The 12,903-nt window shown below is 42.6% G+C and carries 9 protein-coding genes; 8 read left to right on the plus strand and 1 reads right to left on the minus strand.

The window, feature by feature from the left end:
- Window positions 1-26 precede the first annotated feature (26 nt).
- Both ACFO3P_RS19300 and mtnN read left to right on the plus strand, forming a co-directional pair.
- Window positions 27-743 carry a YrrS family protein gene (locus tag ACFO3P_RS19300; protein WP_244882404.1) on the plus strand — a complete coding sequence of 239 codons (717 nt, stop codon included), beginning with the start codon at window positions 27-29 and terminating at the stop codon, window positions 741-743.
- Between the two features lie 30 nt (window positions 744-773).
- Window positions 774-1,463, plus strand: a complete 690-nt coding sequence (gene mtnN / locus ACFO3P_RS19305) for a 5'-methylthioadenosine/S-adenosylhomocysteine nucleosidase (RefSeq protein WP_042534310.1) — start codon at window positions 774-776, stop codon at window positions 1,461-1,463.
- A 109-nt stretch (window positions 1,464-1,572) separates the two neighbouring features.
- Here mtnN and ACFO3P_RS19310 read toward each other — a convergent pair whose 3' ends face one another.
- The gene (locus ACFO3P_RS19310; RefSeq protein ID WP_042534308.1) at window positions 1,573-2,466 is read right to left on the minus strand and encodes a LysR family transcriptional regulator; all 894 of its coding nucleotides are present in this window, start codon (window positions 2,464-2,466) and stop codon (window positions 1,573-1,575) included.
- A gap of 167 nt (window positions 2,467-2,633) precedes the next feature.
- Between ACFO3P_RS19310 and gltB the strand changes: the two genes are divergently transcribed.
- From gltB to ACFO3P_RS19340, 6 genes are all read left to right on the plus strand, one after another.
- Window positions 2,634-7,208: a glutamate synthase large subunit gene (gltB, locus tag ACFO3P_RS19315; RefSeq protein ID WP_042534306.1), complete on the plus strand. Its 4,575-nt coding sequence runs from the start codon at window positions 2,634-2,636 to the stop codon at window positions 7,206-7,208.
- Window positions 7,201-8,697 (plus strand): glutamate synthase subunit beta, encoded by a 1,497-nt coding sequence (locus ACFO3P_RS19320; protein ID WP_042534304.1) that lies wholly within the window; start codon window positions 7,201-7,203, stop codon window positions 8,695-8,697. Before gltB ends, ACFO3P_RS19320 begins: the two co-directional genes overlap by 8 nt.
- Window positions 8,698-8,888: 191 nt before the next feature.
- Window positions 8,889-9,800, plus strand: a complete 912-nt coding sequence (gene spoVK, locus ACFO3P_RS19325; protein WP_042534302.1) for a stage V sporulation protein K — start codon at window positions 8,889-8,891, stop codon at window positions 9,798-9,800.
- Between the two features lie 49 nt (window positions 9,801-9,849).
- Window positions 9,850-11,091, plus strand: coding sequence for a GTPase HflX (hflX, locus tag ACFO3P_RS19330; protein ID WP_042534301.1), 1,242 nt, complete (start codon window positions 9,850-9,852; stop codon window positions 11,089-11,091).
- A 3-nt stretch (window positions 11,092-11,094) separates the two neighbouring features.
- Complete coding sequence (locus tag ACFO3P_RS19335; protein ID WP_042534299.1) at window positions 11,095-12,336, plus strand: methionine gamma-lyase family protein; 1,242 nt, start codon at window positions 11,095-11,097, stop codon at window positions 12,334-12,336.
- A 116-nt stretch (window positions 12,337-12,452) separates the two neighbouring features.
- The gene (locus ACFO3P_RS19340) at window positions 12,453-12,860 is read left to right on the plus strand and encodes a MerR family transcriptional regulator (RefSeq protein WP_042534297.1); all 408 of its coding nucleotides are present in this window, start codon (window positions 12,453-12,455) and stop codon (window positions 12,858-12,860) included.
- Window positions 12,861-12,903 lie beyond the last annotated feature (43 nt).

The raw sequence follows: 12,903 nt of genomic DNA on the forward strand, positions 1-12,903 counted from the left end.
AATAGTGTAGCGAGGGGGAATCTCTGGTGAGTCAGACAAGATCAAACAAATTTGAAAAAAGAAGAAAAAATACAAACGCAATTACCATTCTATCTATTGCTGCAGGAATCGTCTTAGTTATTTTTCTTGCGATATGGGTGTTTGGCGGCGGAGATGATACAACGGAGGAAGGTACTGAATCGGATGCATCCGAAAATACGTCAGAGGAAGATAATGGGGAGGCCGGCGGAGAAGATGATAATGGCTTCTTAATAACCGATCCGGAATCTAATGAAGATGAAGAAAATAACAATGAATCTGACAATGAGGACGCAAATCGAGAAGAAGACAATGCAGATGAAGACGAGGATGCTGATGAAGATGCAGCCAATGAAGAAGATGAGAATGAGGAAGAAAATGAAGAAGATAATTCCTACGAAGACAGAGAGTCTGCAGAACCTTCCGGTGATGACGTTGCGGAGGCCTATACCGGTGACTGGGATCCGATCGGTACAGAACAGGAAGGCGACCATAATACAGATTTTAGTGATGGATCTTCAGACCGTGTTGAAATTAAGAGAGCAGTCTCTAAAGTTACTGGTTTAAGTGAAGATGGTATGATAGAGCACTGGGTTGGAAATAATGGACCTGACAAAGTAATTGCTACCGTTTCCGATTCAAGCAATTCAGAGAATTATCGTGTATTCCTAGACTGGGTTGACGGTGAAGGCTGGCAGCCGACTCAGGTAGAAGAATTGAATTAAATTGACGCGGGACAATAATGGAGGATTAGAATGACTATCGGAATTATTGGAGCAATGGATGAAGAAATTGAATTACTGAAACAAAGCATGACTGATGTACGAGAAATTGAAATAGCAAAGACTCATTTTTATCAAGGTTACCTGGAAGGGAAAAAAGTTGTCCTCATGCTATCCGGTATCGGGAAAGTAAATGCAGCCATGTCTGCAACCATCTTACATGAACGGTTTAATCCGGATAAAATTATTAATACTGGGTCTGCAGGAGGTTTTGCTGAAAACCTGGAGGTTGGAGATGTTGTTATTTCCACCGAGGTATTGCATCATGATGTGGATGCGACAGCATTTAATTATGTCTATGGACAAGTTCCGGGGATGCCTGCAGTCTATACAGCTTCGCCTGATTTGATAGATTTGGCAGGTAAGGTAGTATTAGAATCAGGTATTCAGGCAGAAACAGGTATTATTGCAACTGGTGATTCATTTATGCAGCGTGAGGATCAGACAGCTGTTGTCCGTGGACGTTTTCCTGAAATGCTTGCTTTAGAAATGGAAGCTGCTGCAATTGCGCAGGTATGCTATCAATATCAAACGCCATTTGTCATTATTCGAGCATTATCAGATATTGCCGGAAAGAAATCATCGGTTTCATTTGATGCATTTTTAGAAAAAGCAGCAAAAAATGCAGCGGATGTGATTATAAAAATGGTTCGTGAATTATAAGTTGTTTAGTTAGAAAAACTCGTATTTGCTAATGAGCGAATACGAGTTTTTTAATGCATTGGTATTTCTTTGTGAAATATCATCCTTGAAGACCTGGACGGGTATCCTTTTACTCCCCAACATCAAAATAATCCTGAATAAAATTATAAAAAACTCGTTCAGATGGAGCCAGGTTACGGTTTTTCGGAATGATAATACCGACTGCCCGCTTGAGAGGCGGATTATCAATAGCTACCTTGGCGCTATAAGCGGTATTTAAATCATTAAAGGCACTTTCAGGAAGTAACGTAATCCCCATCCCGGCCGCAACTAATCCTTTAATGGCATCTAAGTCCTCTCCTTGGGATTGAATATTCGGTGTAAACCCGGAACGGATACAAGCATCAATAACTAGCTGATGAAGCACATACCCCTCAGGAAACAATACAAAATTCTCCGCTTCTAACTCTGCGACAGAAATTTTTTCTTCGTTTGATTTAGCGTGAGAACTGGGAATAAGAGCATAAAAATTTTCCATAAATAGAACCTTGCCAATGATGTCCGGCTGATTATCGGGAACAGGGCCAAGGAATGCTAAATCAATTTCTCTATTCCGGACAGATTCAATTAGAAAATTATAAGATCCCTGTCTTAATTGAAAACGGATATTAGGATAGCTTTTCTTAAATGCGGATAAAACGGTCGGCAAGAGATTACTGGCTAAGCTTGTCGGAAAGCCTATTTTTATTGAACCGCCTTCCGGGTCTAAGTATTCATCGACCTGTTTCTTAGCATAATCCACTCCCCTTAAAGCGGATTTTATATGAGTTAAAAATATTTTTCCAATAGGTGTTAAATGTACATTTCTCCCAGCTCTTTCAAAAAGCTGAACCCCTAATTCACTTTCTAAATTTGAAATTTGCCGGCTGACTGCAGATTGGGCAACATGCAGTTCGAAGGCAGCCTCTGATACATGTTCTCTTTCTGCTACAGCAACAAAATATCTTAATTGGCGCAGTTCCATATTTCCACCTCATATCAAAATTAGATTATTCCTATGTTTATTATATATTGTTTCGATAAATAAAAAAACATAAAATATATTTTACCCACTTTTATTGCAGTGTGAGATGAAAAGAGCATCCCGCTGAATGAAACAGATATTAATGGATACGGAATGGAGGAACAAAGATGATATTTCAAGATTTGCCAAAAGCACAAGGTCTATATCAACCGGATTTTGAGCATGATGCTTGCGGCATTGGCTTATATGCACATATTAAAGGGAAGCAGACGCATGACACAGTTACAAAAGGGCTGGATATGCTTTGTAAGCTGGAGCACCGCGGCGGACAGGGAAGTGATCCGATGACGGGCGACGGTTCTGGTTTAATGGTGCAGATTCCCGATCAATATTTCAGAAGAGTCTGCCCGGAATTTCAACTGCCGTCTGCAGGAGAATATGCTGTTGGTATGATCTTTCTTTCTCAAGATAAACAAGAGCAAACAGCAGTCATAAACCAAGTCAATCAGCTGATTGCGGGGGAGAGACAGCAGTTGATTGGATGGAGAGATGTGCCTGTAGACACTGCTTGTATCGGTAAAGGTGCAGTAGAAACGCTCCCGGAAGTTAAGCAGGTATTTATTCGGTCGACTATGGCGGCAGACGAAATGGCTTTTGAAAGAAAGCTGTATGTGATTCGTAAGCAAGCAGAGCATTGGGCTGAGGAAAAGAATATTCGCTTCTATGTTCCGAGTCTTTCTGCCAGAACCATTGTATATAAAGGCTTGCTGACTCCAGAGCAGGTAAATGGATTTTATTTAGATTTACAGGAAACGGATTTTGTTTCAGCTTTTTCACTCGTTCATTCCCGATTCAGCACAAACACATTTCCATCCTGGGAACGGGCGCATCCGAACCGCTATTTAATCCATAATGGCGAAATTAATACATTACGTGGAAATGTCAATTGGATGCGGGCGAGAGAAAAACAATTTGTTTCTGATGCATTTGGCGATGATTTAGAAAAGCTGCTTCCCATTATCCGCAGTGACGGAAGTGATTCAGCAACATTAGATAATGCACTGGAATTTTTAACACTTGCAGGAAGAGAGCCTGCTCATGCGGCGATGATGCTGATACCAGAACCATGGGATAAGAATAGCCATATGAATCAGGAAAGACGTGCTTTTTATCAATATCACAGTCTGATGATGGAGCCTTGGGATGGGCCGACATCAATTACCTTTACGAATGGAAAGCAAATCGGAGCAATATTAGATCGAAATGGGCTGCGTCCGGCAAGGTATTATGTGACGAAGGATGATTACATTATCTATTCCTCTGAAGTAGGTGTCGTTGACGTAGAGGAAAGCAATGTTTTATTAAAGGAACGATTAAGTCCTGGGAAAATGCTGTTAATAGATATCGAGAAAGGAAGAATTATTTCCGATGAAGAGATAAAATCTGCTATTACAACAGAATACCCCTATCAAGATTGGGTAAAGGAGCAAACCGACGTCTTAGCTCCAGAAGTTGATGAAAGCACGGAAATGGATCCGCAATTGTATCATAAACAGAAAGCATTCGGTTATACGATGGAGGATATTGAAAAGTATTTGATTCCGCTTGTACAGGATGGAAAGGACCCGATCGGTGCAATGGGGAATGATGCTCCGTTAGCTGTTCTATCCGAACGTCCGCAAAGCCTGTTCAATTATTTTAAACAGCTCTTTGCTCAAGTGACAAATCCGCCGATTGATGCTTATCGGGAGCAGTTAGTGACATCCATGCTGACCTGGCTTGGAAGCGAGGGGGATATGCTTCACCCGGAAACTGAAAAGAAAAGACGAATCCGTCTGGATTCACCAATTTTATCGAATGTGCAGATGGAAAAAATTGAAAATAATGAAATAGACGGTTTAAAAGCGGAAGTCATTGAAGCATTATTTACAGATGATTTGGAAGCTGCGCTGAAACAAGTGTTTGAGCAGGCGAAAGCAGCAATCTATAAAGGGAAAAATATATTGGTGTTGCGGGATACAGAAATGAATCAAATGCAGAAAGCAATCCCGGCACTGCTTGCAGTCAGCGGGCTGCATCAATTTTTAATTCGTGAGGGTATCCGTACAAAAGCGAGTATTCTTATCCAGTCAGGGGAAGCGCGTGAGGTGCATCATTTTGCAGCCATGCTTGGTTATGGAGTCGATGCGATTTACCCATATCTCGTGTATCAAACCTACCATCAGGCATTTGATACGGGTAAATTAGCATTAAATCCAAAAGAAGCACAGGCAAAATATATTGCCGTGGCGACAGAAGGCATTATCAAAGTAATGTCTAAAATCGGAATTTCAACTGTACAGAGCTATCGCGGTGCTCAGATTTTTGAGGCGGTCGGCATCAGCAAGCAGGTCATTGAAGATTATTTTACCGGAACGGCTTCGCAAATAGACGGAATTGATTTGGGTGTGATTCAGCTTGAAACAGAAAAACGTCATCAGGAAGGGTACCAGGAAGCATTTGATCAGCTTCTGGATTCAGGAAGTGAGTTTCAATGGCGAAAAACAGGTGAACATCACGCATTTAATCCGTCAACGATTTATAAGCTGCAATGGTCCTGCCGGCGTGGGGACTATAAGCTGTTCAAGCAATTTTCTAAAGAATCAAATGAAGCGCGTATCGGCTTTTTACGAAATCTATTTGACTTTAAAAAGACAAACTCGATTTCTATCGATGAGGTAGAATCTGTGGACACGATTGTAAAACGATTTAAAACAGGAGCGATGTCGTTCGGATCTATTAGTAAAGAGGCACATGAGACATTGGCGATTGCCATGAATCGCCTCGGCGGTAAAAGCAACAGCGGAGAAGGCGGCGAGGATACAGCACGCTTCACCCCGGATGCGAATGGGGATTTACGATCCAGCGCAATTAAGCAGGTAGCATCCGGCCGCTTTGGAGTGACCAGTAATTATTTGATAAATGCGAAAGAACTGCAAATTAAAGTAGCGCAGGGAGCGAAGCCTGGAGAAGGCGGTCAGCTGCCGGCGGAAAAAGTATATCCATGGGTTGCTGATGTGCGCAGGTCCACACCTGGAGTCGATTTAATTTCTCCGCCTCCGCATCACGATATCTACTCCATTGAAGATTTGGCGCAGTTGATTCATGATTTAAAAAATGCGAATCGCAACGCAAGAGTGAGTGTTAAGCTTGTTGCTAAATCAGGTGTCGGAACGATTGCTGCCGGTGTGGCTAAAGGGAATGCGGACGTTATCTCTGTCGTCGGTTATGATGGAGGAACAGGGGCTTCGCCAAAAACAAGTATTAAGCATACAGGTCTGCCGTGGGAATTGGGTCTGGCGGAAGCGCATCAGACATTAATGCTAAACGGACTGAGAGACCGTGTTATTTTAGAAACGGACGGCAAGCTGTTAACTGGAAAAGACGTGGTAACAGCAGCCTTGCTGGGAGCAGAGGAATATGGGTTTGCTACAGCACCGCTCATTGTTGTCGGCTGCGTGATGATGCGTGTCTGTCACAAGGATACCTGTCCAGTCGGTGTCGCTACCCAAAATCCAGAGCTTCGTAAAAAGTTTGCCGGAGACCCGGACCATGTTGTGAACTATATGCGGTTTATTGCGGAAGAGGTCAGGGAATTTATGGCAGATCTTGGCTTCCGGACAATGGATGAGATGATTGGGCGGACAGAATATTTGGAAAGGTCAGCGCGTGCTGACGCACATTGGAAAGCGAAGCATCTCGATTTATCAACACTTGTTTATCAGGTGGAAGGAACCAAAAGAAACACCACGCAGCAGGATCATAAATTAGATCGATCCTTAGACATAAAAGAAATCCTGCCTGCTGTTCAAGAATCATTAAAAACAGGCGAAGCAATGGAAGCAAGCTTCTCTATAAAAAATACAGATCGTGTGGCAGGCACGATTGTCGGCAGTGAAATAACGGCTAAATATGGAGAAGAAGGCCTGCCGGAGGATACAATCAATTTACATTTTACCGGTTCAGCCGGGCAAAGCTTTGGTGCTTTTATCCCTTCAGGTATGACCATGACAGTAAGTGGGGATGCCAATGACTATGTAGGCAAAGGGCTTTCAGGAGGGAAAGTGATTGTGCGTGCGCCAGAAGTTACAACCATTGACGCCAGCCATAATGTCATCGCTGGAAATGTTTCCTTCTATGGTGCGACAAGCGGAGAAGCATATATTCATGGCTATGCAGGCGAGCGTTTTGCAGTCAGAAACAGCGGTGCAAAAATTGTTGTAGAAGGCGTCGGAGATCATGGCTGCGAGTATATGACAGGCGGCAGAGTTGTTATCCTTGGCAATGTCGGTAAAAACTTTGCAGCCGGAATGTCTGGCGGAATTGCTTATGTAAGACCGGATGATGTTCCTGCCTTCCGTGCTTTAACGAATGCGGCGCTGATTCAATTTGAAGAAATAACAGATTTGGAAGAGCAGGAAGAAGTAAAAGATTTGATTATCAACCATTTAGATTATACCAACAGTGAGAAAGCAGCATTTATCTTAAAGCACTGGAAGGAAGAAGTGAAGAAATTTGTCAAAGTAATCCCGACAGACTATAAATTAATGCTTCAGCAGATTGAATGGTTTAAAGAACAGGGCTTAGGTACAGAAGATGCGCGTTATGAAGCGTTTATGGCAAAGAAAAATAACGAAATGACTGTAAAGTTAGATGAGGAATCCTTGATGAAGGAAGAGAAAGGGGCCAGAGTAAATGGGTAAAGCAACTGGATTTATGGAAATCAAAAGAAAAAAAGCAACGGAGCGTGACCCGCTTGAAAGAATAAAAGACTGGAAAGAGTACGCTGGCACCTTCTCTGATGATGCAGCAAGCCAGCAGGGTGCGCGCTGCATGGATTGCAGTATTCCGTTTTGTCATATCGGCATGGAAATCGAGGGGGCAGCCTCAGGCTGCCCTGTCTATAATCTGATTCCGGAGTGGAATGACCTTGTTTATAAAGGCAGATGGAGAGAAGCGCTAGACAGGTTAATGAAAACTAATAATTTTCCTGAATTCACTGGAAGAGTTTGTCCTGCCCCATGTGAAGGTTCTTGTACCGTAGCAATTAATGACCCGGCTGTATCGATCAAGAATATTGAGCAGAAAATTATTGATAAAGGCTTTGAAGAAGGCTGGATTGAACCGCGAATTCCAGAAGTGCGTACTGGCAAAAAAATCGCTGTGATTGGTTCGGGGCCGGCTGGATTAGCGGCAGCAGATCAATTAAACCAGGCGGGGCATGAAGTAACTATTTACGAACGTGCAGACCGTGCCGGCGGATTATTGATCTATGGTATTCCAAACATGAAGCTGGATAAGGGAGTCGTTGAACGGCGTATTCAATTGCTACGGCAGGAAGGGATTCATTTTGTATTGAACACCGAGGTAGGAAAGGATATTTCAGCCGAGGATATGAAAGCAAGCTTTGATTCGGTGATTATTTGTACTGGTGCCCAGAAGCATCGTGATCTGCCTTTAGAAGGAAGAGATGGAAAGGGAGTCCGTTTTGCGATGGATTACTTGACGCGTTCAACGAAAAAGCTGCTTGATGCAGACATCGAGTTGGAAGAGGAGTTAAATGCAGAAGGAAAAGATGTGATTGTTATCGGCGGCGGAGATACTGGCGCGGATTGCATCGCCACAGCACTTCGTCAGGGAGCTAAAAGCATTGTCCAATTCGGAAAGCATCCGCAGCTGCCGGTAAGGCGCGCTGACTCCAATCAATGGCCGGCTTATCCGCAGGTATTCAGTCTGGAATACGCGCACAAGGAAGCAAAAGAAAAATTCAGGAAGGATATTCGTGAATATTCTATCCAGACACAAAAATTTGTAACAGATGCGCAGGGGAATTTAAAAGAGCTGCATACGATTCAAATGGAGAAAAAACAGGATGAAAATGGTGTCTTCTTTTTTGAGGAAATACCGGGAACTGAAAAAGTGTGGCCGGCACAGCTTGTGTTAATTGCTATCGGTTTTGAAGGTGCTGAGGAAACAGCTGTTAAAGCATTTGGGGTGAAAACGATGCGAAACCGCGTGCTTGCAGCTTATGGAAAGTTTTTAACGACAGAAGAAAATGTATTTACAGCAGGAGATGCCCGCCGCGGTCAGAGCTTAATTGTCTGGGCAATTAATGAAGGGAGAGAAGCGGCTTACCAGGTTGATGAATATTTAATGGGAACCACTTCCTTGCCGACTGTTGCGAATATGTAATAGCAACGTGATAAATAAGCGAGTTGCCTGTCTAAGCATAGATGGGTAACTCGCTTATTGTATGAATATACTTTTTTTAATGGAGGTAAAAGCATTATGCTTTGATAAGCCTATGGCGAATCTTTATAGGCATCTGTCACCTCTTTTTAGGTATTTGCGTATATTGTTAGGGAATAAGGGGTGATGGAGAATTGGCACAGGCAGAAGGGTATAAAAATGGCCGTATTAATATTATATTAAGTGAGAATACACCGCAATCCAGCGCGAATCTCCGTGTAAAAAAACAAAAGCATTCGCCGCTTGAAATCGTCGATAAAGAATTTGCATCGTTTGTCGGATTAAATGACTTAAAAACGTCCATTAAAGAGATTTATGCGAGTATTCTTATCAATGAAAAGAGAAAGGAAGAAGGGTTAAAAAGTTCGAAACAGGTTCTTCATATGCTGTTTAAGGGGAATCCGGGAACGGGAAAGACGACGGTAGCCCGAAAATTAGCAAAGCTTTATCATGATATGAATATCCTTTCAAAAGGGCATTTTATAGAGGCGGAGCGTGCCGATTTAGTCGGAGAATATATCGGCCAGACAGCGCAAAAAACAAGAGCGGTTATCCAGAAGGCGATGGGAGGTATTCTGTTTATTGATGAAGCTTATTCTTTATCTCGGGGCGGAGAAAAAGATTTTGGTAAAGAAGCGATTGATCTGCTTGTAAAGCATATGGAAGACGGACGGGAAGATATGGTTCTCATCCTTGCTGGTTATCCGCGCGAAATGGATCGTTTTCTTTCGATGAATCCCGGCCTCGAATCTCGATTTCCGTTTATTTTAGATTTTGATGATTACTCTGTGGATGAATTATTAAATATAGGAAACCGTATGCTGAGTGAAAGACAGTATCAATTATCAAAACAGGCGGAATGGAAGTTTCGCAATCATTTGGCCAAAAAATTGCGGGAAGATAACTATAATTTTTCGAATGCGAGATATGTGCGGAATGTAATTGAAAAAGCAATCCGGCTGCAGGCGGTCCGGCTGCTTAACTCTGACAAAATGGTATCCAGAGATTTAATTGTTTTAACAGACCAGGATTTGTTGCTAGAATAGAAATAATGGGTATGATAGTATAAGAACTATTTTAAGAAAGAGGTAGGCTATGACAGTAGAAAATGTATTAGTAATTGCGGTTAACCAATCTGAAAGATCTGAACCTCAATTCGATTCTTCTTTAGATGAGCTTGTTTCTCTGTGTAAAACTGCAGGAGGGCAGGTTCAGGACGTTATCACACAAAATCGGGAACGTATCCATCCGGCTACCTATATCGGAGAAGGAAAGCTTCAGGAAGTAGCTCAAATCATTCGCGCAGAGGGAATTGATTTGGTAGTAGCTAATAATGAGTTATCGGCTGGTCAGGTTCGCAATTTAGCCGATACACTGGATGTTCGTGTCCTTGATCGAAGTCAATTGATATTGGATATTTTTGCGATGCGCGCGCAAACGAAGGAAGGGAAGCTCCAGGTCGAGCTGGCTCAGTTGGAGTATTTGCTTCCCCGTTTGCATGGACAAGGGGCTAATTTGTCCAGACTTGGCGGTGGAATCGGGACAAGAGGGCCAGGGGAAACAAAATTGGAAACAGACCGCCGGCATATCGAAAGAAGAATCTATGATATCAAACGCCGCTTACAGCTGGTTGTGAAGCAGCGGGATCAATATCGGAAGCGCAGACGATCAAACGATGTTTTCCAAATAGCGATTGTCGGGTATACGAATGCGGGGAAGTCAACGATATTTAACAGATTGACAAATAGTCATTCATTAGAAGAGGACCAACTATTTGCAACGCTGGATCCGCTCACGCGCCGTATTCAATTCCCCAGCGGTTTGAAAAGCTTAATAACAGATACAGTCGGGTTTATTCAGGATCTCCCGACAGCCCTGATTGCTGCATTTAAATCAACACTGGAGGAAGTGACAGAAGCAGATTTTCTTCTGCATGTGGTCGATATCTCAGATCCTGATTTATTACAGCAGCAGGAAACCGTTCGCAAGCTTTTGCAGGAATTAGACGCCGGCCATATCCCGGTATTGACCGTGTATAATAAAAAGGATCAGCTGGAGGCCGATTTCTTTTTGGCAAACCAATTCCCTAATATTCAAATTAGTGCATTAGAGGAAGAAGACTTACATGCATTATTAATCAAAATGGAAGAAGTATTAAAAGAAGAATGGGATTTATTTGACATTGTGTTAGATTCAAGTGAAGGAGATTTGTTGTACCAGCTTCAGTCAGCAGCGTTAGTTGTCAAAAAAGAACTGCTGGAGGAAACGAACCAATTTCATGTGCAGGGCTATGTCAGAAAAAATCATCCATTTCACCGATTTGTAGAGGAGAAGTAAACGATGCAAGCAGAATCACTTATAATAGAAGCAGAAAAAGATTGTTTAGAAGGTCACCAGTATATACAAGAAATTGTAGAGAAAAATCAAAGACGTGTTCTGGAGGCCTTCCGAAATCATCGGATTAGTGACGCACACCTGCAAGGGACAACAGGCTATGGGTACGATGATTTAGGCCGGGAAGGCTTAGAAGCGGTATATGCGCAGGTTTTCGGCGGAGAGGATGCCGTTGTGCGGCCGCAGATTGTTTCGGGTACACATGCTATTACAACAGCTTTATTCGGCATGCTCCGCCCGCAGGATGAGCTTGTTTATATTACAGGGCATCCATATGATACGTTGGAAGAAGTAATCGGGAAGCCCGGCAAAGAAGAAGGATCGCTTGCTGATTTTCAAATTGGGTATCGTGAGGTTGCCTTAAAAGAAACAGGGGAAATTGACTTTGAAGCGATAAAAAGCAGCTGGACAAAGCAGACGAAAGTTATTGCTATCCAGCGTTCAAAAGGTTATGATGCCAGACCTTCCTTCACGATTAGTGAAATAAAAGAAATGGTGGATTTTGTGAAAGCTATTGATCCATCTGTTATCGTATTTGTTGATAATTGCTATGGGGAATTTACAGAAACAAAAGAACCGCTGCATGTCGGTGCCGACTTGATTGCCGGTTCACTCATTAAAAACCCTGGCGGCGGATTAGTCCGGGCAGGAGGATATATTGCAGGCCGTCAAGACCTGATCCATTTATGTGCAAACCGTCTGACAGCTCCTGGTCTGGGCAAGGAAACAGGAGCTTCTCTCGGTATGCTTCAGGAAATGTATCAGGGTTTCTTTATGGCGCCGCATACCGTAGGGGAAGCCTTAAAGGGCGCCTTGTTCACAGCACGTTTTCTGGAGCTGGCCGGGTTCCGGACAGCGCCGTCCTATCACGAAAAAAGAACAGACCTGATACAAACAGTTACTTTTCATACAGCGGAGGAAATGATTGCTTTTTGTCAGGCGATCCAAGAGAACTCCCCTATTAATTCTTATGTAACACCTTATCCGAGTGGAATGCCGGGATATGAAGATGAAGTGATTATGGCTGCAGGAACGTTTATACAAGGGGCGAGTATTGAGTTGTCTGCGGACGGGCCTATTCGTGCTCCGTATACAGCTTATGTTCAGGGCGGTTTAACCTATACGCATGTAAAAATTGCCATTATCGAAGCAGTAAAAACATTAAAAAATCAAGGTTTTATTTCTTAGTGTGAGGGTAAAAATAAGTATCGAATAATTTATATGTCAAATAACCTAACATTTCATTGACATTAAAACTGACATCCATTATACTGAATGTATCATATAAAGAAGGGGGTCATCTTTTGAATGATCAAGATCGTCGTTCAATGCCCTTATTCTCAATAGGAATAGTTATGAAATTAACCGAACTGACTGCGAGACAAATTCGTTACTATGAAGCAAATGATTTAATTGCTCCCGAGCGGACAAAAGGAAATCAGCGTCTATTTTCATTTAACGATGTAGACAGGCTGCTTCAAATCAAGGATCTCTTAGACAAAGGATTAAATATGGCTGGCATCAAGCTTCTGCTGGATGAAGAAAACAAAGAAACTCCGGAAGAAGCTCCGAAGAAAGAGAAAAAAACACCGGCTAATTTAACGGATAAAGAGCTTAGAGGAATCTTGAAAAATGAATTAAACGAAGCGGGAAGATACGGAAAAGCCAGTATGAGGCAAGGAGAACTGGCACGCTTTTTTATAAAGCATTAACATCAGGTTAAAAGAGTTTTCGCTGCAAAGACAGTGTAGTGGA

The organism is Oceanobacillus aidingensis, from assembly GCF_042654105.1.
Taxonomy (GTDB): Bacteria; Bacillota; Bacilli; order Bacillales; family Amphibacillaceae; genus Oceanobacillus; species Oceanobacillus oncorhynchi.